General features: G+C 61.1%; 22 protein-coding genes. 8 read left to right on the plus strand and 14 right to left on the minus strand.

The genetic code is table 11. The features are described from left to right. The first annotated feature begins 331 nt into the window (after window positions 1–331). Both J3P85_RS21115 and J3P85_RS21120 read left to right on the plus strand, forming a co-directional pair. Window positions 332–2779 carry an acyl-CoA dehydrogenase gene (locus tag J3P85_RS21115; protein WP_434703341.1) on the plus strand — a complete coding sequence of 816 codons (2448 nt, stop codon included), beginning with the start codon at window positions 332–334 and terminating at the stop codon, window positions 2777–2779. Window positions 2780–2867: 88 nt separating this feature from the next. Continuing rightward, window positions 2868–3275: a PA2817 family protein gene (locus tag J3P85_RS21120; protein ID WP_434703343.1), complete on the plus strand. Its 408-nt coding sequence runs from the start codon at window positions 2868–2870 to the stop codon at window positions 3273–3275. Window positions 3276–3461: 186 nt separating this feature from the next. Here the strand turns inward: J3P85_RS21120 and J3P85_RS21125 are convergent, their stop codons facing one another. After that, window positions 3462–4460 (minus strand): LysR substrate-binding domain-containing protein, encoded by a 999-nt coding sequence (locus tag J3P85_RS21125; RefSeq protein ID WP_434703344.1) that lies wholly within the window; start codon window positions 4458–4460, stop codon window positions 3462–3464. Window positions 4461–4551: 91 nt separating this feature from the next. On the opposite strand from J3P85_RS21125, the gene J3P85_RS21130 reads away from it, so the two are divergent. The 4 genes from J3P85_RS21130 to J3P85_RS21145 all read left to right on the plus strand — a co-directional run bounded on the left by J3P85_RS21130 (window position 4552) and on the right by J3P85_RS21145 (window position 8103). Beyond that, window positions 4552–5178 (plus strand): alanyl-tRNA editing protein, encoded by a 627-nt coding sequence (locus J3P85_RS21130; protein WP_434703346.1) that lies wholly within the window; start codon window positions 4552–4554, stop codon window positions 5176–5178. A 639-nt stretch (window positions 5179–5817) separates the two neighbouring features. Beyond that, a complete protein-coding gene (locus J3P85_RS21135) occupies window positions 5818–7041 on the plus strand; it encodes a type II and III secretion system protein family protein (RefSeq protein ID WP_434703348.1) in 1224 nt (407 codons plus the stop codon). 56 nt (window positions 7042–7097) lie between these two features. Beyond that, window positions 7098–7811 (plus strand): tetratricopeptide repeat protein, encoded by a 714-nt coding sequence (locus J3P85_RS21140; protein WP_434703349.1) that lies wholly within the window; start codon window positions 7098–7100, stop codon window positions 7809–7811. Between the two features lie 22 nt (window positions 7812–7833). Next, window positions 7834–8103 carry a DUF3613 domain-containing protein gene (locus tag J3P85_RS21145; protein WP_186707169.1) on the plus strand — a complete coding sequence of 90 codons (270 nt, stop codon included), beginning with the start codon at window positions 7834–7836 and terminating at the stop codon, window positions 8101–8103. A gap of 1202 nt (window positions 8104–9305) precedes the next feature. Here J3P85_RS21145 and J3P85_RS21150 read toward each other — a convergent pair. The 12 genes from J3P85_RS21150 to J3P85_RS21205 all read right to left on the minus strand — a co-directional run bounded on the left by J3P85_RS21150 (window position 9306) and on the right by J3P85_RS21205 (window position 19544). Continuing rightward, a complete protein-coding gene (locus J3P85_RS21150; protein WP_186707168.1) occupies window positions 9306–10271 on the minus strand; it encodes a type II secretion system F family protein in 966 nt (321 codons plus the stop codon). Between the two features lie 27 nt (window positions 10272–10298). Further along, window positions 10299–11285 carry a type II secretion system F family protein gene (locus J3P85_RS21155; RefSeq protein WP_434703351.1) on the minus strand — a complete coding sequence of 329 codons (987 nt, stop codon included), beginning with the start codon at window positions 11283–11285 and terminating at the stop codon, window positions 10299–10301. After that, window positions 11282–12724: a CpaF family protein gene (locus tag J3P85_RS21160; RefSeq protein ID WP_186707166.1), complete on the minus strand. Its 1443-nt coding sequence runs from the start codon at window positions 12722–12724 to the stop codon at window positions 11282–11284. The genes J3P85_RS21155 and J3P85_RS21160 overlap by 4 nt, the downstream gene beginning before the upstream one ends. A 3-nt stretch (window positions 12725–12727) precedes the next feature. Continuing rightward, window positions 12728–13948, minus strand: coding sequence for an AAA family ATPase (locus J3P85_RS21165; protein WP_434703353.1), 1221 nt, complete (start codon window positions 13946–13948; stop codon window positions 12728–12730). Further along, on the minus strand, window positions 13942–14436 hold the full coding sequence (locus J3P85_RS21170) for a TadE family protein (RefSeq protein ID WP_434703355.1): 495 nt from the start codon (window positions 14434–14436) through the stop codon (window positions 13942–13944). Before J3P85_RS21170 ends, J3P85_RS21165 begins: the two co-directional genes overlap by 7 nt. Then, entirely contained in the window at window positions 14436–14900 is a 465-nt protein-coding gene (locus tag J3P85_RS21175; protein WP_434703357.1) for a TadE/TadG family type IV pilus assembly protein, read from the minus strand. The genes J3P85_RS21170 and J3P85_RS21175 overlap by 1 nt, the downstream gene beginning before the upstream one ends. A gap of 8 nt (window positions 14901–14908) precedes the next feature. Continuing rightward, on the minus strand, window positions 14909–16225 hold the full coding sequence (locus J3P85_RS21180) for a TadE/TadG family type IV pilus assembly protein (RefSeq protein ID WP_434703358.1): 1317 nt from the start codon (window positions 16223–16225) through the stop codon (window positions 14909–14911). 71 nt (window positions 16226–16296) lie between these two features. Then, the gene (gene cpaB / locus J3P85_RS21185) at window positions 16297–17112 is read right to left on the minus strand and encodes a Flp pilus assembly protein CpaB (protein WP_434703360.1); all 816 of its coding nucleotides are present in this window, start codon (window positions 17110–17112) and stop codon (window positions 16297–16299) included. A 15-nt stretch (window positions 17113–17127) separates the two neighbouring features. Beyond that, on the minus strand, window positions 17128–18456 hold the full coding sequence (locus tag J3P85_RS21190; protein WP_434703362.1) for an AAA family ATPase: 1329 nt from the start codon (window positions 18454–18456) through the stop codon (window positions 17128–17130). 2 nt (window positions 18457–18458) lie between these two features. Then, window positions 18459–18989: an A24 family peptidase gene (locus J3P85_RS21195; RefSeq protein ID WP_434703363.1), complete on the minus strand. Its 531-nt coding sequence runs from the start codon at window positions 18987–18989 to the stop codon at window positions 18459–18461. 26 nt (window positions 18990–19015) lie between these two features. Beyond that, window positions 19016–19207: a Flp family type IVb pilin gene (locus tag J3P85_RS21200; RefSeq protein WP_434574719.1), complete on the minus strand. Its 192-nt coding sequence runs from the start codon at window positions 19205–19207 to the stop codon at window positions 19016–19018. A gap of 145 nt (window positions 19208–19352) precedes the next feature. Further along, entirely contained in the window at window positions 19353–19544 is a 192-nt protein-coding gene (locus J3P85_RS21205) for a Flp family type IVb pilin (protein WP_434574717.1), read from the minus strand. Between the two features lie 302 nt (window positions 19545–19846). On the opposite strand from J3P85_RS21205, the gene J3P85_RS21210 reads away from it, so the two are divergent. Continuing rightward, complete coding sequence (locus J3P85_RS21210; RefSeq protein WP_434703365.1) at window positions 19847–20716, plus strand: response regulator transcription factor; 870 nt, start codon at window positions 19847–19849, stop codon at window positions 20714–20716. Window positions 20717–20725: 9 nt separating this feature from the next. On the opposite strand, the gene J3P85_RS21215 is transcribed toward J3P85_RS21210, so the two are convergent. Continuing rightward, entirely contained in the window at window positions 20726–21157 is a 432-nt protein-coding gene (locus J3P85_RS21215) for an Lrp/AsnC family transcriptional regulator (protein ID WP_060741195.1), read from the minus strand. Between the two features lie 199 nt (window positions 21158–21356). Here J3P85_RS21215 and J3P85_RS21220 point away from each other — a divergent pair, with 199 nt between their 5' ends. Then, window positions 21357–22070, plus strand: coding sequence for a YczE/YyaS/YitT family protein (locus J3P85_RS21220; protein ID WP_434703367.1), 714 nt, complete (start codon window positions 21357–21359; stop codon window positions 22068–22070). The last annotated feature ends 29 nt before the right edge of the window (window positions 22071–22099 follow it).

The raw sequence follows: 22099 nt of genomic DNA on the forward strand, positions 1-22099 counted from the left end.
TAGCGGCCCCCAGCTTTTACGGTGGCTGCGCAACCGAGCGGGAGCAAGCTCCCTCGCCACAAGCGTCCTCACCACAACAAGGGTTGGTGTATTGGCATCGGGAAAACACGAGTCTATCCACAGCCCCAGCCCAGCGATAACGGCATTCCGGCCAAACAATGGCGTTTTCTCACTTCGATAACGAACGATTTCCCACGGCTGTTGCCAACCAGACTGGCGCAATGAACCCAGGGTTTCCCACGAAATCAATCACATCGCGCTGACCGCCGGTTTTGCAGATGCCGTCTAAGCTCTGAAGGTCGGTTTTGCCTTGGTTCACGGAGGATTACATATGCTGTTGTTGTGGATACTGGTCTTGGTCGTCGGGATCGCCTGGCTGGCGCATCGGCGCACCGACCCGCTGCCCGCGCTGGGTATCGTCGCGGTCTACCTGTTGGCCATGGGCATTTTCAGCCATGCGCCCGGCTGGCTGCTGCTGATCCTCTGGGTGGTGCTCGCGGCTGTCGCGGCCCCGCTGCTGCTACCGGACCTGCGCCGCAAATACTTCAGTGCGCCGATGTTCGACTGGTTCCAGAAAACCCTGCCGCCCATGTCCGAGACCGAGCGCGACGCCATCGATGCCGGTACGGTGTGGTGGGACGGCGAACTGTTCAGCGGCCGCCCGGACTGGGACTTGCTGCTGTCTTACCCCAAGGTGCAACTGACGGAGGAAGAGCAAGCGTTCCTCGACGGCCCCACCGAAGCACTCTGCGCGATGGTCAGCGACTGGCAGATCGGCCAGGCCATGGACCTGCCGCCTGAAGCCTGGGCGCACATCAAGAGGCACGGGTTCTTCGCGCTGATCATCCCCAAGGAATATGGCGGCAAGGGTTTCTCCGCCTATGCCCACTCCCAGGTGGCGATGAAACTGGCCACCCGCAGCGGTGACCTGGCCTCCACCGTGATGGTCCCCAACTCCCTCGGCCCGGCGGAACTGCTGCTGCACTACGGCACCGACGAACAACGCGACCACTACCTGCCGCGCCTGGCCCGTGGCGACGACATTCCCTGCTTCGCCCTGACCGGGCCGCTGGCCGGCTCCGACGCCGGAGCCATGCCCGACACCGGCATCATCTGCAAGGGTGAATGGGAGGGCCAGGAAACTCTCGGCCTGCGCCTGAACTGGGAAAAGCGCTACATCACCCTCGGCCCGGTCGCCACCCTCTTGGGCTTGGCATTCAAGGCGTATGACCCCGACCACCTGCTGGGTGACGAAGAGGACCTGGGCATCAGCCTCGCCTTGATTCCCACCGACACCCCTGGCGTGCACATCGGCCGCCGTCACCTGCCCCTCGGCGCCGCGTTCATGAACGGGCCGAACTGGGGCAAGGACGTGTTCATCCCGCTGGACTTCCTGATTGGTGGCCAGGCCATGCTCGGCAAGGGCTGGATGATGCTGATGAACTGCCTGTCGGTCGGACGCTCGATTTCCCTGCCGGCGGTGGGCACCGGTGCGGCGAAATTCACCAGCCTGGTAACGGGCCAGTACGCCCAGGTGCGCGAGCAGTTCAACGTACCGTTGTCGGCATTCGAAGGCATCCAGGAAGCCATGGCGCGCATCGGCGGCAATGCCTGGATGATGGATGCGGCACGCATGCTGACCGCCAACGCGGTGGACCTGGGGGAAAAACCCTCGGTGCTGTCGGCCATTCTCAAGTACCACCTGACCGAACGCGGTCGCGAGTGCATCAGCCACGCCATGGACGTGCATGGCGGCAAGGGCATCATCATGGGCCCGAACAATTACCTGGGTCGCAGTTGGCAAGGTGCGCCGATCTTCATCACGGTCGAAGGCGCGAACATTCTGTCGCGCAACCTGATGATCTTCGGCCAGGGCGCCATTCGCTGCCATCCGTTCGTGCTCAAGGAAATGGCCTTGGCGACCCGTGAAGACAAGGACCAGGCACTGGTCGAGTTCGATGCCTTGTTGCTCAAGCACATCGGATTCGCGGTCAGCAATGCCGCCAGCACCCTGGTGCTCAACTTGGGGCTGGGGCATTTCGAGAGAGCACCCGGCAATGCCTTGAGCCAGGGGTATTTTCGCGCCCTCAACCGCCAGGCAGCGGCATTCGCCCTTCTGGCAGACCTGAGCATGATGCTGCTGGGCGGCGAGCTCAAACGCCGCGAACGCCTGTCGGCCCGCTTGGGCGATGTCTTGAGCAACCTGTACCTGGCGTCCGCCGCGCTCAAGCGTTATCACGACCTCGATTCGCCGGAGCACATGGCGCCGCTGTTCAACTGGGCCATGGAGGAAAGCCTCGGCCAGGCGGAACGCGCGCTGGATGAGCTGCTGGGCAACTTTCCGAACCGGGTGCTGGGTTGCCTGTTGCGCCTGCTGGTGTTCCCCTTCGGTCGTCGTCACAAAGGCCCGAGTGACAGGCTCGACGCCGAGGTGGCCGCGGTCATTGGCCGCTCCAAGGGTGACCCGACCCTCGAAGAGTTGCTGCAAGGTTGCTATCGTCCGCAATCGACCGACGACCCGGTGGGCGCCCTGCAACACGCCGCCGATCTGCTGGCGGCCGCCCATCCGCTGCACAAGAAACTGCACGGTGCGCTCAAGCAGGGCCAGCTCAACCCGGCGCCAGGCGAACCCCTCATCGATGCGGCCCTGGAAGCCGGTGTGCTGCAAGCCGGCGAAGCGCAGGCCTTGCGCGCGGCCGAGGCGGCGCGGCGCAAGGTCATCGATGTGGATGATTTCGATAAGGAAGAACTGACGCTGGCCCAGGACAAGGTCCGGTGACCTGACGACCAGGTACGTGCATCACCTATAAAAGCGGGCGCAAGGGCTTTATACTCCTGCGCCCGTTTTGCTCTTGAGGACTTATCTCGTGTCCAACATCGTTGCCGATCACCTTGTCTTGCTTGACCATTTGCGCAGCATCCTGGTCGCCGTGGGCGAGGCCGAACAGGTGCCCGAAGAAAGTCACGCCTTGTTCCTGGAGCGCTTCGACGAGTTGCGCGCGCTACTGCCTGTCGACCCGATCGAAAGCCAGTACCTGGGTCAGGACCTGCTGTGCCAGGTAATCGTCCGTTATCCACAGATCGCCCACCTGGTGCCTCGCGACCTGCTCTGGTACTTCGCCGGTGACTGCCTGCACTACATGCCCGACGAAGAAATCGCCCTGTACCAAGCCCTGGAAGAGCGTCGTTTCGAAGCCGAGCAGAACGACGAGCCTTTCGACTGGAACCAGGAAAAGCAATTGCTGGCGATGTCGGACCAGGACAGCAAGCACTGATAACGACCCGTCATGCAAAAGGCCCGCACGGTTAACCCTGCGGGCCTTTTTTGTCTGGGCAAAGTGTGTTGCCTGGACGGGCCTCATCGCGAGCAAGCTCGCTCCCACACTGGTTGCGGTTGATCATAGGAATTCATGTGCGCCACAGCTCCCCTGTGGGAGCGAGCTTGCTCGCGATAGCGCCCGTCAGAACAACCCATCACTTTCCGGCAACTCATAGTGCGCAGCGACCTTGCCGGACCGACTCCCTGTGCCCACTTTGTTCAAGGTCGGCTCCTTCGCCAGGCACTCCACCAGATAATCAATGAACACCCGCAGCTTCGGCGGCAGGTAGCGGGTCGGCGAATGCAGCAACCACAAGCCACCGTGGTAGGAAGCCAGGAACGTCCAGTCAGCCAGCACCTGCACGATCAACCCCTGTTCCAAGGCATGTCGGGCGGTAAAATACGGCAGGCTACCGATGCCGATGTGCTGCAGAACCGCCCCCAACCGCACGCCCGTGTGATTGGCCGCATAGCGTCCGCGCACGGCTACGGTGACGGCCTTGCTGCCTTTCTTGAATTTCCAGCGCGCATCGTTCGGGGTTTCCCCCAGGTAAACGCAGCTGTGCTCCAGCAAGTCGTGGGGGTGCGTGGGAACGCCGTGTTCCGCCAGGTATTGCGGCGTGGCGCAGAGCAAGTGGTCAATGGTCAGCAATTGGCGCCCCACCAGCCCGGCCGGCGGTTGATCGGTAATCCGGATGGCCAGGTCGACATGATCATCGATCAAGTCGACCTGTCGATCTTCCAGGAACAGCTCCACATCGACCTTGGGATAACGGCGCAAGAATTCAGGCATGTGCGGATGAATCACGAAACGCCCCACCGCCTTGGGCACACTGACGCGGATACGCCCTTGCGCTTCCTGGGTGAACTGGCCGCTGATTTCCATCACCGACCGAGCGGCGGCGACCATTTCCTGGCAGCGCTTGAACACCTCTTCCCCGCCATCGCTCAAGCGCAACTTGCGGGTGGTGCGCTGCAACAATCGGGTCGCCAGGGCTTTCTCCAGGCGGGAAATGCTGCGGCTGATGGCCGACGGCGATGAGCCGGATTGACGGGCCGCTTCGGAAAAACTGCCGGTCTCCACGACCTTGACGAAGATGGCCATTTCGGCAAGCAACGGCAACGGTAGATTTGTGCTCATGGCGCAACAGTCCTTTGGGATTCGAACGGATTATCACCAAATTCAGCCTACTTTATAATCGCGACAGGAAAATTCTGATAAGGAATGGAATATGACGCTTCGCCTTTTTTTCCATAGCGATGACCTCAAGGCCAACGCGGAAGTCCTGGACTGGAGCCCACAGGAAAATGAATTTGCCGTGGTGCTGCGCGCCACCCTGTTCCATCCCCAAGGCGGCGGCCAGCCCTGCGACACCGGATGGATCGACGACGCCCAAGTGCTGCGCGTCGTTCAGGACGGGCAACAGATCATTCATTACGTCGATCGCCCAGTGGCCCCGGGCATGGCCACGATCCGCGTGGATGAGCAACGGCGGTTGCTGAACTCACGCCTGCACTCGGCCGGACACCTGATCGGCCATTTCGCCGAAAGCCGTGGCTGGAAACCGATCAAGGCCCATCACTGGCCCGGCGAAAGCCGCGTGCAGTTCCAGCCTGGCGAACATGCCAAGGAGCTGGATACATCGATCATCCAGCAGGGCATCGATGCCTGGATCGCCGAGGACCTGCCTCGTCTGGTCGCACTTCGCCAAGGCACCCGGGAAGTCGGCTTCGGTGAGCTGACCGCCTACGGCTGCGGCGGCACCCATATACGGCGGCTGCAGGAATTGGGAGCGGTCACCATCGCCTCGCTTTCACAGAAGAAAGGAATGTTGTCGGTTCATTATCACGTGGACTGACACCCACCGTAGCCTGCGGCCTGATAGCGGTTCGCAGGCCTATACCTGGGTCAGCCCTAAGATCCTTACCGTCGAGAACCTCGATCGGCACTGCGTCCTGCTCTCCAGATAAACCAACATGTTCTCTTGAATCCACCACGGGAAAGATCTTTCTCGCATGGGGCAGGTTTCTTCGCCCATTCAAAAGAGGCACACCATTGTCCGACTCACCCAAACCGCAAGGACTCTCCCGTCAACCGAAAACCGCAAGAAAAGACAGATTATTGACGCGAATTTTGTCTGACTTTCCCGCCCGTCAGCTTTTAGTCATTTTTTTGTCCCGAGGCGTGGCGCTTTGCCATGCTTGAACTACCGTCAAACACAAGCGAGGACGGGGTCGGTAAAAAGTGCCTCAAACGCCCTGATCGATACCGTCACTGCCCTCGACAATCCCGGAGATCCCGGGCCCCAAAAAGGTTGTTCGCAAGCTGCCTGTCGTTCAGTCGGGCCGGTGTAATGCGCCCGTTCGCTGGTAGCGATGAGGCCTGAAGCCGGTACTCATGAACAATCTGGCGAGATGAAAAGGGGCAGCCCGGGCCTCTTAAGTGATCCGAGGCATCAGGCAAGCCTAGGGAAGGCCTCTCCATCGAGGATCACTTCATGACCCAGCGCACCGCACCCGTTTTAAAACATTTCATTCACGGCCTGTTCTGGATGAGTCTTGGCCTGGAGGCGGCGCAGGCCGCAGCGTCGAACTGTTCACAACTGGACAGCTTGCCGGCGACCTTCGAGGTTGGCCAAGGGCTCCAGAGCGAACTGCGCATCCTCGCCCCCGTGACGAAACTGGCTGTCGGCGATCCGAAAATCGCCGATGTGCAACCCAGTGGCAGCGATGCCTTCATTCTCACGGGCCTGGCGCCCGGCGCCACCAGCCTGATGGTCTGGACCGACTGTTCGAAAATACCGCGCCAGAGCATGGTCTTTGTCAGGGGCCGGGCCACTGAGGCGCTGACGAGCGCTGCGAGCATGCCTTCCGAAGACCCGATGCTGCTCGCCCAGGTACAGACCGACATCCGTTTCGTGGAAGTCAGCCGGACCAAGCTCAAGGAAGCCTCGACGTCGATTTTCGGCACCCGCGGCAATTTCCTGTTCGGCTCGCCAAGGACCTTGCCCACCATCGGCGGTGTGGTCCGGCCTTCATTGCCGGTCAATAACGACATGTTCAACCTGTCGTTCGCCACCGGTAAGACCCTGTTGATGATCAACGCCCTGGAAGGCAGCGGTTTCGCCTACACACTGGCGCGGCCCAGCCTGGTGGCCCTCAGCGGGCAGAGTGCGAGTTTCCTGGCCGGCGGCGAAGTGCCGATCCCGGTGCCCAGTGCCGGCAGCGACAACGTGTCCATCGAGTACAAGGAGTTCGGCATCCGCCTGACCCTGACCCCCACCGTCATTGGCAAGAATCGCATCGTCTTGAAGGTGGCGCCGGAGGTCAGTGAGCTGGACTTCACCAACGCCGTGAATATCGCCGGGACACTGGTGCCCGCCCTCACGGTACGCCGCACCGATACCAGCATCGCCCTGGCCGATGGCGAAAGTTTTGTCATCAGCGGCCTGATCAGCACCCGTAACAGCTCCCAGGTTAACAAGTTTCCAGGGCTGGGCGACGTGCCGATTCTCGGCGCGTTCTTTCGTGACAATTCCATCAACCGCGAAGAACGCGAACTGCTGATGATCGTCACCCCGCACCTGGTCCAACCCTTGGCAGCCAACGCGCAACTGCCGAGCTTGCCCGGCGAGCAATTGCGCAATTACGACCCGAACTTCTATCGCATGTACTTCCTTGAAAGTGGCGAGTTTGACAACCGCAGCGGGCTTTCCCAATGAGCCGGCGGCTGATGTGCAAGGCGTTCGATGTCCAACGGCTCGCCAAGGGGTATTCCATGAAAACAGCGATCGCTTTAACGGCGGCCTTGATGCTTGCCGGCTGCGCCAGCAACGGTGTGGTGGCTTCACGCTCGGCCGATTGTGCCAAGCCCGGGGCCGACCAGGAGCTGGCCCTGAACATGGCGGAAGACATGGCCAACGAGGGCCGTCTATACGCCAGCCTGGCGAACCTCGAACGCTTGCCCGAAGACTTGGTCCAGGTCCGCCTGCGCAAGGCTCGGGTGCTGCGGCTGATGGGCCGCAACGAGGCCGAACCGCTGTATAAAAGCCTGCAGGGGACGTGCCTGGCCGCTGACGGTGAACATGGCCTGGGTCAGCTGGCGGCGGCCAAACAGGACAATGCGGCCGCGACACAATACCTCGAACGCGCCGCGAAAATGGCCCCGACCGAGGGCAAGATCCGCAACGACCTGGGGGTGGTCTACCTCAACCAGCGGCGCATTTCAGAAGCCCGCTTCGAGTTCATGACCGCCATGGAGCTCCAGCAGTCCGACACGCTGGCCGCGATCAACATGGTGACCCTGCTGATTTACCAGGACAACTGGAAGCAGGCTGCCGAGCTCGCCAACATGGCCAAGCTCAGCCCCCGGCAAGTGGCAGATGCCCAGGCCCGTGCGGAAAAAATCAGGGGTTCGGCCCCTCAGGCAGTGACGTCACCCGCCAACCGTCTGACCGAAGTTGTCGATGCTTCAACCGGCGCGGTCAAGTAGAGCGTTACGAGGAGTTCAAGAAATGATGACCAAACAATTGATGATCGTGTGCATGGTGGGCCTGTCCACCGCCGCCTGGGCCATTGAGCCAGGCCCCTCCTCGGCCGCTCAGCAAGGCACCGAGAGCTGGATGCAACTGCAGATTCGCGGCGTGGCGGCGTCCACCCACCTGCAAACCGCCTCGGCCGCCGAACGCGAGATGGCCATGCAGCGTTGGCTCAACAGCTTCAACTATCCGATCCCGGAGTTCTTTGACCAGGACTCGGCAGGAGAAATTACCAGCGGCAAATGAAACACGCTGGAAACGAAACACCGCAGCCTTCGACAGTCCCTGCATTTGATCCGATGCAGGGACTGCCGAGGGCTGCGGTCTTTTAGCTTGAGCGGCCGGCAGACCACAGGCCTGAACCTGTGGGAGCGGGCTTGCTCGCGAAGGCGGCTGACATCCAACATCAATCCAAACTGACCCACCGCTATCGCGAGCAAGCTCGCTCCCACAATGGTGCAGAGCCGCAGCCAAAAACCGGGGCCGCTGCGCAGCCCAGCGGGAGCAAGCTCCCTCGCCACAGGTGCGGTGTTTCGATTGGAATGATCAGCAGGCGGGTGTCAGAAAATCCTGTGGTGAACACAAGCCTCATGAACACCCAAGATCACCTGTGGGAGCGAGCTTGCTCGCGATGGCCGACTTACATTCAACACTTCGCTGACTGACCCACCGCTATCGCGAGCAAGCTCGCTCCCACAATGGTGCAGAGCCGCCGCAAAAAAACGGGGCCGCTGCGCAGCCCAGCGGGAGCAAGCTCCCTCACCACAGGTGCGGGGTTTCGATTGGAATGATCAGCAGGCGGGTGTCAGAAAATCCTGTGGTGAACACAAGCCTCATGAACACCCAAGGTCACCTGTGGGAGCGAGCTTGCTCGCGATGGCCGACTTACATTCAACACTTCGCTGACTGACCCACCGCTATCGCGAGCAAGCTCGCTCCCACAATGGTGCAGAGCCGCCGCAAAAAAACGGGGCCGCTGCGCAGCCCAGCGGGAGCAAGCTCCCTCACCACAGGTGCGGGGTTTCGATTGGAATGATCAGCAGGCGGGTGTCAGAAAATCCTGTGGTGAACACAAGCCTCATGAACACCCAAGGTCACCTGTGGGAGCGAGCTTGCTCGCGATGGCCGACTTACATTCAACACTTCGCTGACTGACCCACCGCTATCGCGAGCAAGCTCGCTCCCACAATGGTGCAGAGCCGCAGCCAAAAACCGGGGCCGCTGCGCAGCCCAGCGGGAGCAAGCTCCCTCGCCACAGGTGCGGGGTTTCGATTGGAATGATCAGCAGGCGGGTGTCAGAAAATCCTGTGGTGAACACAAGCCTCATGAACACCCAAGATCACCTGTGGGAGCGAGCTTGCTCGCGAAGGCGGACTGACATTCAACACTGTCATTGACTGTCGAACCGCTATCGCGAGCAAGCTCGCTCCCACAAGAACCCCGGTGCTTTACATATTCCCGAAAGCCCTGAACACCCCGATCATGGCCGGCCCAATGGCGACCAGGAAGAAGCTCGGCCACAGGCAGAAGATCAGCGGGAAGATCAGCTTGGTGCCAATCTTGGCGCCCATTTCTTCCGCGGCCTGGGTACGCCGGTCGCGAAACTCGTCTGCATAGATCCGCAGGGTATCGGCCACGCTGGTGCCGAAACGGATACTTTGCGCCAGCAGGCTGACCAGGCCCTGGATATCCTCCAGGCCGGTGCGCACGGCCAGTTGCTTGAGCGCCTCGGTGCTGGTGATACCCGCCCGGATCTGCGCATTGACCAACGCCAGTTCCTCGGCCAGTTCCACCTGGCTGACCGACATTTCCTCAGCCACCCGCTCAATCGTCGTCGGCAGGGCCAGGCCCGACTCGACGCACACCACCATCAGGTCCAGCGCATCCGGGAACGCGGCGCGCAGCCGGCCTTGGCGGGCCTGCTTGCGTTTGCCGACGTAGATCGCCGGGATCAACCAGCCAATGCCCGCCATGAGGGTCACCCCCAGCAAACCAATGGCCAATGAAACCTTGACCATCGGCAGCAGCAACAACGCAACGCCCACCAGCAACAGCGGCAACATCAGGCGCACGGCCCAGTACATCTGCACCGCCGAGGCAGACCGGTAACCGGCGTGGGTCAGCAAAGTCTGGGTGGCGGACGTGTGGGCCTGGTCGGTCGAGGCAAAGCGCTGGCCGATCCGCTCCAGCAAGAGCTGCAAGTTACCCGGCGCCTCCTGCCCTGCGCCGGTGCCGGCGTAACCGCGCTTGATCAGCGCCAGGCGCCGCTGCACCGGATCCTGCAAGCCCAGCACCAACAGCAGGAGCGCAACGGCGGTCAGCACCGTGCTGAGGCCAATCGCGGCGATGAACAACAGGCGGGCCAGTTCTTCGTTACCGGTGAACCGACTCAACAATCCGAGCAGAAAGTCCATGGCTGAAACCTCTCGACGCAACAGCGCTTAAACCTGGATCCGGATGATTTTCCTGATCCAGAAAATCCCGATCAACATGGCGCAGAACGCGCCGATGATCAGCTTGTGCCCTATGGGGTCATTGATCAGCACCGGCATGTAGCTGGGGCTGGTGAGCACGATGGCGATCGCCAGCACGAACGGGATCGCCACCAGCACCCAGGCCGACATGCGCCCTTCCGCCGACAGCGTCCTGATCTTGCGCTGGAACCGGAAACGCCCGCGGATCAAACGGCTCAGGCGTTCCAGCACTTCGGTCAGGTTGCCACCGGTCTCGCGGTGAATGAGGATCGAGGTCACCAGCATCATCACCGTCATGCTCGGCATCCGCTCCAGCAGGCCGAGCATGGCCCGGCGCACGTCGTTGCCGTAGTTGATGTCGGAAAAGGTCATGCCGAACTCCTGGGCGACCGGCCCCTTGTGCTCCTCGGCGACCAGACGCAGGGTTTCGTTGAACGGGTGCCCGGCGCGCAAGGCCCGGCACATGGCGTCCAGCGCATCCGGCAGACCTTCCTCGAACGCGGCGAAACGCTTGTTGCGGTCCCGCAGGATTTTCAGCACCGGCACCCAGGTCACGGCAAAGGCCGCCAGCAGCGCCATCCACCAGACTGGCGAAACCATCAGCACCAAGGCCCCGGCCGCCGCCCCCATGACCAGGCCGAGCAGCATGACCCGATAAGCCCGATATTCATGGCCGGACTGTTCGATCAGTTGCGTCAGGTTGGCCATGAATGGCAGCTGCTCCAGCCGCGCTTCCAGGGGTGACAGGCGGGTCAGGTATTTCTGCCGCAACACCGTCTGCATGTTGGGCAAGTGGTTGGCCTTCTCCAGCACATGCAGGCGCCCACGAATACGCTTGCGCATCCTGCCGGCCTCGCCGAACACCGGCACCACCACGCCCTGGGACAGCAGGAACACGGCGATGAACACCATGCCCAGGAACATCAGGATGAACTCGCTGGGGATATTGTTCATGACGTCCGGCCCTCCATCCACTCAGGGCGAAACAAGGTCAGTGGCAACTCGATGCCGCGCTTGGCCAGCACATCGCGGAAGGCCGGGATCATGCCACTGGGCCGATACTCCCCAAGCACCTCGCCATGTTCACCGATGCCCTGGCGCGCGAAGGAGAAAATTTCGGTCATGGTGATGATCTCGCCTTCCATGCCGTTGATCTCTTGCATGCTCACCACGCGGCGCTTGCCGTCTTCTTGACGCTCCAGCTGGATGACCACATCGATGGCCGAGGCAATTTGTTGACGCATGGCCTTGATCGGAAACGTCGCCCCGGTCATCGACACCATGTTCTCGATTCGCCCCAGGGCATCCCGTGCGGTGTTGGCGTGAACGGTGGTCAGCGAACCGTCGTGGCCGGTGTTCATCGCCGTGAGCATGTCCATCGCCTCGGCGCCACGCACCTCGCCGATGACAATGCGGTCCGGGCGCATGCGCAGGCTGTTGCGCACCAGTTCCCGCTGGCTCACCTCGCCACGCCCCTCGATGTTCGATGGCCGGGTTTCCAGGCGTACCACATGGGGCTGCTGCAGTTGCAGCTCGGCCGAATCCTCGATGGTGACGATGCGCTCGTTGTGGGGGATGAAACTGGAGAGCACGTTGAGCATGGTGGTCTTGCCGCTGCCGGTCCCACCGGAAATCAGCACGTTCAAGCGCCCGCGAACAATGGCCTTGAGCAGCAAGGCAATGGCCGGTGTCATGGTGCCCACCTGGATCAGGCTGTCGGTATTGAGCAGGTCCACGGCGAAGCGCCGGATCGACATGCTCGGACCGTCGATGGCCAGCGGCGGAATGATCGCGTTGACCCGCGAACCGTCCTTGAGCCGAGCGTCCACCAACGGCGAGGACTCGTCGATGCGTCGCCCCAGGCTGGAGACGATGCGATCGATGATGTTCAACAGATGCTGGTCGTCGCGAAAACGCACGTCGGTGCGTTGCAGCTTGCCGAAGCGTTCGACGTAGACCGAAGCAAAGCCGTTGACCAGGATGTCGGACACGCTATGGTCAGCCAGCAACGGTTCCAGCGGCCCCAGGCCGAGCACTTCGTCGGTGATCTGCTTGATGATCAACTGTCGACTGGCGGTACTCACCGGCGCGGAATGTTCTTCCAGCAGGCGCTGGCAGATATCGCGAATCTGCCGCGCGGCCTCGGCTTGTTCGAGGGCATCGAGCAACGACAGGTCCATGACCTTGAGCAATTGCTGGTAGATCTTCTCCCGCCACTCGGCCTCCACCGGCGTGACCTGGCTGCGGGTTTCATAGAGCACGTCGGGAATGGCCTGTTCCCAGGCCATCAAGGCGTCCGTCGGGTCCGGCAAGCTGTCGCCGGGCTGGGCACCCGCCGAGGTGCCAGGTTTGGCGGGCTGTTTGCGCAAGCGGTTACGAAAGTCGCTGATCATGGGTCATCCCCCGAAGAAACGGTTGAAGGCGCGTTTAAGCAGGCCCTTGTTCGTGTCCATCTGGTGACCGACCAGGTCTTCGGTCAAATCGCGCAGGGCGGCGGTGATGGCCGCCTTCGGCGCATGCAGCCCCAACGGCACGCCAGTGTTCTGACTCTGGCTGACCAGGTTGAAGTCATTGGGCAATTTCGACAGGTTCGCGCAACGCAGGGCCTCGCCGATGTCCTTGAGGCTGACGGCGGCGTTTTTGTCATAGCGGTTGATCACGATCTGCAACTGGTCCCCGCGCACACCGAGGTCTTCGCGAAGAATCCGCACCAGGGCGCTGGCATCACGCAGGTGGCTGACGCTCTGCTGCACCACCACGTACACCCGGTCCACCTGTTCCAGCACCGAGCCGGTGAGGTGATCGATCTGCCGCGGCAGGTCCACCACCACCCAGTCATAACTGGCGCGGGCCAGTTGCAACAGGGCATCAAGCTGTTCAGGCTGGGCGTCCTGGGGCAGGCACAATTCACCGGCCCGACCACCCAATACGTGCAGGGTCGGGCTGAAGTGGCTGCAAAAGCCCCGCAGCGCGACGCTGTCCATCTCATCGACCTGCTGCAGCACTTCCAAGTGACTGTGGGACTGCGCTACATCCAGGTAATGGGTCACGCTGCCAAATTGCAGGTCCATGTCCAGCAACAGGGTATTGCCTGCCCGGGCGCTGAGCTGCTGGGCCAGGTTGCAGGCCACCAAGGTGCCGCCGGAGCCGCCCTTGGCGCTGATCACCGCGACCAACTTCCCTTCGTTGCCGTTGCCGAGACGAACGTCCGCCACCAGGCGATTGAGCGCCGCCACCAGCTCCGTATCGGCGATGGGTTCGGGCAACACATCCCGGGCACCGGCCTGCATCGCCAGGCGCATGCCTTCCTGCTCGCCCAAAGGACCGCACACCAGCATCGGCGGCCGTTCATGGGCCGGACGTTGCAGCAACGCCGAGAGTTCTTCGCGCCACAAATGGCTGACCCGCAGCAGCAACAGATCGGGCATGCGATCCAACCCATAGAGCGGGTCGACATGCCCGTTGCTGACCAGGCGCGTGCTGACCTCAAGGCCCGGCATGCGCTGGCAGACGCATTGCAGGTCGCGCAGTGCCGTGGCATCGCGACTGCTTATCAGTATCCGCAGCCCGGCTCTGCCAGTGGTGGTTGAAAGCGGATTTTCCCTGGTGTTCAGCATGGTGTGATCTCCGCGGAATCGGAATGACGCCCAAGGCTTTCGCGTGGCAAGGTTGCCCGGAACGTGGGCAAGGTAATGGGCACGCCCAAGCCGGGAATGAACAGGTTGAACACGAAGTTCTGCACGCTCAGCCGCACATAGCGGATGGCACGAAAGCCGGTGGTGCCGGATGTGTTGGAGGGGTTCGCCACCACGGCGCCATTGACGTCCAGGTAGGTCAGCGCCAGGTTCGAGGTCGCCAGGTTGCTGATCAACTGACTGGTGCCAGCGTCCGTCGCGGCGTTGAAGATGGCCCGGCGCAAGACCACCGGGTCGCTGACATTGCACACCGCCGCCAGCCTCGCGCCTCGGCGCGCCGCTTCATCCAGGGCATTGACCGTGAAATACAGCCGGCCCATTTCCACCATGCCGAACAGCAGGATGAACACCAGCAAGCCGACGAAGGAGAACTCCACGATGTAGGTGCCGCCCATGTGTTTGCGATTCATCACAGCGCCCTCATGACGGTGGTCGCCACCAGTTCGATGCCCAGGACGGTGGACGCACCGAAAAAACCAGGGATTACCGTGCCGATCACCGGGGAGAAGGTGTGCTTGATGGTGACGCGCACATGATCGATGCCCTCGGTGACGACCTCCACGTTGGCCGTGGTCAACCCGGACACCACGGCGTCGCCGGCAGCGTTGGGCACGCCATACACCGCCACGTTTTTCGTCTGGGTCAGCAACGTGTTGTTCAGCGTGATGCCGCCCAGGGTGGTGTTCCACGCCTGGCTGGCGACGAAGCGATCGGCATCGCGGCTGGCCTGCAACAGCACGTTGTACTGGTAGAGCATCCGGCCGAACTCGCCGAAGGCCAGCAGCAGCAACAGCAGCAACGGCAGCACCAGGGTGAACTCCACCAGCGCCACGCCTTGTTGGGCTCTTGCGGGTTTGAAATGAGAAAGTCCCATGACGCCTCCTACGAGTCGGTGCTCGGCGTGCCGCTGCCGTTGAGATAGGTTTTGTAGAGCTGGATGATTTGTGGGCCGGAGTCGGAAGATGGCGTGGGGCCGGGCACGTTGTCGCCCTCGCACTCCTGGACGAACTGGCCGAAGATGATCGACTCCGAACCACCACCGTTCACCGGCTGCAGGACGAAATAGCAACCAAACCCCAGGACCGGAATCGACGTCGAGCCGCTCAGTTTCCCGGCACAATCACCGATCACGATCTTCAGCATCCGGCGCTCGAAAACCCCGTTGCTTTCACAGCCGCTGGCGCCCCCGGCCACACAGGCGGCGACCTGGGCCCGCCAGTCGTTGTAGTCCTGTATCGCCTCGCCGCCCGCCGAGAGATCGCCGTTGCTCGAGGTGATCGCCTGGCCTTTGTATTCCGGCCGGGGGACCGAATCGTTGTAGGTGATCGCCGGGCTGCCTGAAGACGTGACCAGGTCCGGTGGATAGTCCGAAGAACTGACCGGGCCGTTGTAGACACCGAAACGGGTGTTCAAGCCTTGGGAAGTCGGGCCGGCTTTATTGCCCGGCGCCGTCTGGACGTTGTCGCCAACGCTGCGGCAGACCGAGCCCCCGCCGGCCAGGTCCTCGCGGACCGCACTGCCGCCGGAGCCGAAATCCAGCAATTGGAAGTTGCCCGGGCCGATGGGCGAGGTGTTCCCCGCCGCCGTCTTCAAGACTTCCAGATCGCCAAATTGATACCCCCAGAAGTTGCCGGCGGCCGGGTTGTACTCAGTGGGCTCGCCACAGACCATCAACGGCGCCAGGTCACACGGCGAGGTGGGGCTGGGACCTGCGGTGGCGATCGCCGCCACGCGCTTGCTGCCGAGCCCGGCGCTGCCCATGGTTTGCACGAAGCTCCAGAAAAAGCCGTCCAATTGATAGCTGGCCACCGACACCCGCACATATTTGGCATCGCTAGGCCCAGGGTAGGAAAACGGGCCATAGACGCTGCTGGCCAGTTCGACCACGGCGAACGCGCCCGGGTTGCCGGCAACCGCGGTGGCCAGCTCGGTGTTGCCCACGGCGCTGGCATTTCTGTTCAGCGTATCCAGGGCTGCCGCGCGGGTGGTGCTGGCCATGTTGATGCCGCCACTCACCTGGCTCAGGGTCTTGGCGCCGCCCAAGGCCGCGGCATCCACCGCATTTTGCAGGCGTGTCTTGTTCAGCAGCATGTGCCCGCCATCGAGGGCCAAGGCCGCCATCATGGAAATCGCTACCAACGCGATCACCATCAGTACACTCACCGCCCCTCCCTGGCGCCGGATATTGGTATTCATCATCGAGCCCTCACCTACAACGTTTGAGGATCGGCATCGCCACGGCCCGCAAAGGCCTGGCATGGAGGGGTCACTCAGCGGACATTGATCACGCTGCTTTCAACCCCGCGGATCAGCGTGACAGCCCCGCCCTGCGGCTTGGCACTGCGCTGCACCACAGGTTTGGGCAACGGGGCGGCCGCCATGGCGATGACCGGCGCAGGGGCTGGCGGCGCAACGGCCACGGCCTTTTTCTCCAGGTTCAACGGGTTGCGCAGGGCCAATTGCAGCTTGCCTTCGGTCTGCGCGGTGACCAGCGCTTCGGCTTCGGTGGCGGACATTTCCAGGGTCACGGCCCGCACCACCACTGGCTGGGTCTTGTCGGTGCCCGCCGTCTGGTCCACCGCCAGCACCCGCAGGTTTTCCAGGATGGTCCGCGACGTGGCGCTGTTGCTGCCGGCGTTGGTGGTCTTGGTCGCCAAGACATCGACCCGGTTACCTGGCAAGAGGAAGCCCCCCACGCCGACCACATCGTCCACGCGTACCGAAATGGCGCGTTTGTCCGGTGCGATCAGCGAAGCCAGGGTGCTGCCGCCCAGGTGCTCGCTCAGGCGCGCGCCCCGCACAATGTCGCCGCGCAGGATGTCGAACGTGGCGATCTTGCCCACGGCCTGTTCGCTGGCATCGAAGGCATCGTCCGGGATCGTGTCCATGGGCATGCGCACGGTCGTGACCTGCTGGGCCTCGACCATTTGCCCGAAGGGAATTTCCACCGTCGCGACCACCACGCTTCGCAAGTGATCATCGGGGGTCGCGTTGAGTCGCGCGCTCAGCCAGGAGTCAGCCATCCATGCGGCACCAAGGCCCAGCACCAGGGAAACGCCTATCAGCGGAAGCGTACGAGAGCTCATGTCGGTATCTCCAGATCAAAGGAAGTCGAGCTGAACGAAGTAGTTGTGCCAGGCCCAATCCAGCTCTTGAGGCAACAGGGGCCCGGAACCGCCCAGGTAACGCTGGCGGTCGAGCGCCATGTTCAACAGGTCACGGGGATGGCAAGGCACCAGCGGCATGCCTTCGCCGCCATACAACCGCTGCAGGACATAACGCACCAACAACGGGTCATAGGGGATGCCCAGGCGTTCGCATTCCTGGCGCCAGATGCGTTCGTACTCCTCGGGCTTGAGGTAGCCGAACTGGACCTTGTAGCCAATGCGCCGCAGGAAGGCCTCGTCGGCCAATTCGAGGGGATTGAGGTTGGTGGAAAACACCAGCACCAGGTCGAACGGCAACTCGCAATGCCGACCGCCGCCCAGGTTGATGAAGTCGCGCTTCTCCTCCATGGGCACGATCCAGCGATTGAGCAACTCGGCCGGGGCCATGCGCTGGCGACCCATGTCGTCAATGATGAACAGGCCGTTGCTGGCCTTGAGCTGCAACGCCGCCTGGTATTGCCGGGTGAACGGGTCGTAGCGCACATCCAACTGCTCCATGCTCAACTCGCCGCCGGTGATGACGATCGGGCGTTTGCAGCACAGCAGCCGGCGGTCAATGCCTTCGTTGAGCATCAGGTTGTTGGTTTGGCTGTTGTCATCCAGGCGCTGGTGCACCTGTGGGTCGTAGATTTCGATCACCGACTCGTTGATGACAATCGCGTGGGGCACCCAGATGGCTTCGGCGAACAACCGGATCAGCCGGCTGCTGACGTAGGTTTTGCCGGTGCCCGCCGGGCCGTAGATCATGATCGCCCGCCCGGAATTGAGGGCGACGCCCAACTGGTCGAGCATGCCTTGGCTCAGCACCAGGCCAGCCAGGGCCTGGTGCATGTCCTTGGCAGTGATGCGGCCGTGGTGAATGGTCTGGATCTTGATCAGCGAGCGATAGGTGCTCACCGGGAACGGCGCCGCGCCGATATAGCCACTGCGGGCCAGGGCATCACGGGCGGAGCTGCGGCCGCGCTCGGTCAGGCCATAACGCAACGTCTGCCCGCCGGTCTGGCCCAACTGACCCAGCACTTCGACGCGACCGTCCTTGCGCAGGAACGCCAGGACTTCTTCCAGTACCGCGCCGGTCAGGGCCAGGCGCTCCACCAGCCGCGACATGTCCAGCACACCGCCATCGTGCAGGTGCTTGCACACCAGCTCACCGAGGAAACTGTCGCTCAGGCCGGTGTCGCGAATGGTGCATGGCTGGGGTGCCAGGCGTTGGACCGCTTCCCGTTCGCTGGGGTACGCATCGCTATCGTTGATGACGTGCATGACTAGACTCCCCAGCCGCCGGCAACCAGTTGCCAGTAGACGCTGTTCAAAGTACCGATCAGGATCGCAATCGAATAAGGAAAGGGTTTGCCGGCCACTTCATCCGACGTCGGCGCCAGGTAGGACTGGGCTCGCACCATCAACCAGTAGCGTCCCAGGGTCTGGAGCAGTTGGCCGCGGGCCAGGACGATCAGGAAACCGCATACACCGCCGGCGATCAGGCTGAACAGCGCCGCCCACAGTGCGTAATGAAAAGGCAGGAAGCTGCCAACCATGGTCATCAGCTTGACATCGCCGGCGGCCATGCCACCCACCGCATACATGGGCAGGAACAACCCGAAACAGATCAGCATGCCCAGCAGGCTGTCGCCCAGGCCACCGATCCCGCCGGTATAGACCTGGCCAGCCAATCCCAGGGCAATACCCACCAGGACCAGCGTGTTGGGGATGCGGTGGCGACGCAGATCGCTCACCACCGCCACACCCAGCAGTCCTAGCAGCAATACCGTCAACATCAGCAATTCCATGGACATGATGCGTCTCCATAGTGCGGTTGGGGTTAGCAGGCAGCGCCTTTAACCGCGGCACAAAGTGCAGTGATCCGATCATTCACCGCACCGCCTAGCAGAACGAACATCGCGGCAACCGCCACCGTAATCAGCCCACCGGCCACGGCGTATTCCACAATGGTCAGGCCATCTTCATCGTCGATAAACTTAACTATCGAAGTGCTCAGTCTTTGAACTTTCATGTCATTTACCTCACTTCAACGGCAATAAAGCCGGCTGATCAAGAACAACGCGAAGCCCATTGAGCAACTACTTCGAAGCTTTATCAGATCCTGCTGAAACCGACGCCTCGATGGGCTTCATCCCATTCCCGACAGGGGGCGGTTGTCAGCAAGCAGCGCCCTTGACCGCGGCGCAGAGTGCGGTAATCCGGGTATTTACGGCGCCACCCAGCAAGCCGAACATCGCCGCCACCGCCACCGTGATCAACCCACCGGCCACGGCGTATTCCACAATGGTCAGGCCATCTTCATCTTTGGCGAACTTCACTACCGAAGCCTTGATTGTTTGAAGAGTCATTTCGCACACCTCATTGGGGTTGTTTGCTCAAGAGGCAGTACATTGCGAACTGCCTGATGCAACCCTAGTCAGCGGGTGGTCATTGCCGTTAGGAGGATTTTGCACATCGCTAGGATTTTTTTGCGCGGGTTGGGGAAGAGACCGGCGCGGGGAATTCGCCCCCTGCGACAGCCCCGGGCAGACGTCCCGCGAGCGGATGACGTGAAGAAATTGGATTTTTATAAAAAATAATCCGGCGAAGTGATAGCACAGTGACAATACTGCTAGCTAAAGGGCAGAAAGAACCTGTGAGTAGTCGTCCTATGGCACCCAATCCGACTGGAAAGCCAAAGCTGTTATGGTTCGATCTGACCCATGATCGGTCCACCCAGGAACTCGTCTCCCAGTTCCGGGACACCTGCGACTGCACGCTGGCAAAAAACGCCATGCTGCCCAGCACGGAACAGGTCGACATGATCTGCATCCATTTCGACCGCCCGGACACGCCGGGCCTGCGACGCCTTTTGGAGATCAAGCGGACCGTTCCCGGCACCCCCGTTACCATGTTCACCGTGCAGCACTCCGAGGAACTGGCGGTGTGGGCGATGCGCTCCAGCGTCTGGGAATACATGGTGCTGCCTTTGTCCGTCGCCGAGCGAAAGCGCTACCTCACCGCCGTGGTCCAGTTGTGTGAGCTGCGCCGCACTACCAGCGGCCGGGGAAGAACCTCGCAGATCGACCACTCCCCGACCCTGCCGGACAGCATTCGCTTGACCTCCGGGCACCAGAAGCACCAGGCCCTCAGTCACATCATGCTGTACATCGACCAGCATTTTCGCGACAGCATCGATCAGCGCGACCTGGCCAAGCGCTGTGGCATGACGACGTTTCGCTTCAGCCGGGTGTTCAAGGAAGCCAACGGGCTCGGCTTCACCGACTACGTACTGAACAAACGCATGAGCTTCGCCAAGGAACTGCTCGACAACAGCCAGATGCCCATCACCAGCATCGGCTATGAGGCCGGCTTCAAGGACCCCTCCTACTTCGCCCGCGCCTTCAAGCAATACGCCAGTTGCACGCCCAGCGAGTACCGTCTCGCGTACCAGATGCGCAGCGCGAGTCCTGCACCAGAGCCTCCGGATGAGGCGGCCCTGGAAGCGATTGAAAACCTGGTGCACAGCCTTGAGGGTTGATATTCAGGCTCATGGCGCGAGCTTTCTTCTCTCGATTGGAATGGACAGGACAATGCTGGTCCGCGTCTCGCCGTACGCGTTGATTTTCGCGATGATGTCCTCGATCTCAGCCATGGACCTGGCGTAGATCCGGATCAGATAGGAGTCATTCCCCGTGATGTGCAGGCACTCGACGACCTCGGGTATGTCGGTGAGCGTCGCGATCAATTTGGCTTTTGCCGGCTTGAGGGTGGTGATGCCGACGACGGCCGATATGCCGTAGCCCAGTTTGGTAGGATCCAACTGAGCGCAATAGCCCTTGATGACCCCGGAGTCTTCAAGTTTGCGCAACCTGTCATTGGTGGCAGGAATAGAAAGCCCAGCATGCTTGGAAAGCTCTGTGATGGAAATGCGACCACAGTCCTGTACCTTACCCAGGATTTTGACGTCTATACGATCCATGTGCGTTTTCCCCGGTTCAAAGTATAAATTTTAATGAAAACCCCGCATTTTTCATTAAAAAAAGCATGCACCAAAATAAAGCAGCGCGCTAGTCTATTCCCAGCCTGAAAAACCTGAAAAAGAATCTGGGTAATCAACAGCCCTGCTCTTTAGCGTGACGCACTCATAATAAAATATTCTCTCCAGGGATGGTGTTCGCATGGAAGATGAAAAGAAAAAGTGTGGAAAAAAGCCTCACCCGTTGTTTCAGCATATTGGCACGCAAGTCCTAAATCTCCGCCACTTCAAGAAAGATCAGATACTGATGTACCTGATGGGCGTCAGCTTCTTTTCGCTGGGTGCCAAGTGTTTCATCATCAGTCAACTGGGTACCGATCCTCTAGACGTCTTGATCATCTCGATCGATAAAATGCTTATGCTCGGCATGGGTGTTTGTTCGGCTATCGTGTCGCTGTTCTTCCTGACCTGGTGGATGCTCTGGAACAAAAAATACCCGCCGATAAGCCCCTTTATTACCACGACGCTGACCGGACTGCTGATTGATCTCTGGTCGTGGCTGGGGCTCGGAGAGTACTTGATCGCCAGGATGAACGAGTACGCGTTATTGGCCTCGGGGCTGATGTTATGTGCCTATTCATCCGCATTGATCATCATGAGCGGTATTGGCATCAGGATCATGGATCTTGTGGTATTGACCATGGTATCCAAATGGAACTGGTCATTCACCAAAGCCAAAATGATCATTGAAATCGGCATCTTTTCCAGCGGTTGGCTTTTAGGCGGGCCGTTCGGTATAGGAACGATTGCATTCCTGCTGGTAATTGGCCCGCTTATTCAACCGTTCATGAACATGAATGCCAGGCGCTTTGCACTTAAGAACTATGGATTGATGAGCGCTTCATCCGCTTACTAATAAGAAACATGACTGCCCTATAGGGCGGC

Origin of the sequence: Pseudomonas sp. Z1-12 (assembly GCF_051132015.1) — a bacterium.
Taxonomy (GTDB): Bacteria; Pseudomonadota; Gammaproteobacteria; order Pseudomonadales; family Pseudomonadaceae; genus Aquipseudomonas; species Aquipseudomonas zanjanensis.

Bases quoted from the DNA above. Each gene is read 5' to 3' on its own strand.
- J3P85_RS21115 (WP_434703341.1), top strand. From the start codon at position 332: ATGCTGTTGTTGTGGATACTGGTCTTGGTCGTCGGGATCGCCTGGCTG.
- J3P85_RS21130 (WP_434703346.1), top strand. From the start codon at position 4,552: ATGACGCTTCGCCTTTTTTTCCATAGCGATGACCTCAAGGCCAACGCG.
- J3P85_RS21205 (WP_434574717.1), bottom strand. From the start codon at position 19,544: ATGACTCTTCAAACAATCAAGGCTTCGGTAGTGAAGTTCGCCAAAGAT.
- J3P85_RS21160 (WP_186707166.1), bottom strand. From the start codon at position 12,724: ATGATCAGCGACTTTCGTAACCGCTTGCGCAAACAGCCCGCCAAACCT.
- J3P85_RS21125 (WP_434703344.1), bottom strand. From the start codon at position 4,460: ATGAGCACAAATCTACCGTTGCCGTTGCTTGCCGAAATGGCCATCTTC.
- J3P85_RS21135 (WP_434703348.1), top strand. From the start codon at position 5,818: ATGACCCAGCGCACCGCACCCGTTTTAAAACATTTCATTCACGGCCTG.
- J3P85_RS21180 (WP_434703358.1), bottom strand. From the start codon at position 16,225: ATGATGAATACCAATATCCGGCGCCAGGGAGGGGCGGTGAGTGTACTG.
- J3P85_RS21150 (WP_186707168.1), bottom strand. From the start codon at position 10,271: ATGGACTTTCTGCTCGGATTGTTGAGTCGGTTCACCGGTAACGAAGAA.
- J3P85_RS21165 (WP_434703353.1), bottom strand. From the start codon at position 13,948: ATGCTGAACACCAGGGAAAATCCGCTTTCAACCACCACTGGCAGAGCC.
- J3P85_RS21195 (WP_434703363.1), bottom strand. From the start codon at position 18,989: ATGTCCATGGAATTGCTGATGTTGACGGTATTGCTGCTAGGACTGCTG.
- J3P85_RS21145 (WP_186707169.1), top strand. From the start codon at position 7,834: ATGATGACCAAACAATTGATGATCGTGTGCATGGTGGGCCTGTCCACC.
- J3P85_RS21220 (WP_434703367.1), top strand. From the start codon at position 21,357: ATGGAAGATGAAAAGAAAAAGTGTGGAAAAAAGCCTCACCCGTTGTTT.
- cpaB (WP_434703360.1), bottom strand. From the start codon at position 17,112: ATGAGCTCTCGTACGCTTCCGCTGATAGGCGTTTCCCTGGTGCTGGGC.
- J3P85_RS21155 (WP_434703351.1), bottom strand. From the start codon at position 11,285: ATGAACAATATCCCCAGCGAGTTCATCCTGATGTTCCTGGGCATGGTG.
- J3P85_RS21210 (WP_434703365.1), top strand. From the start codon at position 19,847: ATGGCACCCAATCCGACTGGAAAGCCAAAGCTGTTATGGTTCGATCTG.
- J3P85_RS21200 (WP_434574719.1), bottom strand. From the start codon at position 19,207: ATGAAAGTTCAAAGACTGAGCACTTCGATAGTTAAGTTTATCGACGAT.
- J3P85_RS21175 (WP_434703357.1), bottom strand. From the start codon at position 14,900: ATGGGACTTTCTCATTTCAAACCCGCAAGAGCCCAACAAGGCGTGGCG.
- J3P85_RS21190 (WP_434703362.1), bottom strand. From the start codon at position 18,456: ATGCACGTCATCAACGATAGCGATGCGTACCCCAGCGAACGGGAAGCG.
- J3P85_RS21170 (WP_434703355.1), bottom strand. From the start codon at position 14,436: ATGAATCGCAAACACATGGGCGGCACCTACATCGTGGAGTTCTCCTTC.
- J3P85_RS21140 (WP_434703349.1), top strand. From the start codon at position 7,098: ATGAAAACAGCGATCGCTTTAACGGCGGCCTTGATGCTTGCCGGCTGC.
- J3P85_RS21215 (WP_060741195.1), bottom strand. From the start codon at position 21,157: ATGGATCGTATAGACGTCAAAATCCTGGGTAAGGTACAGGACTGTGGT.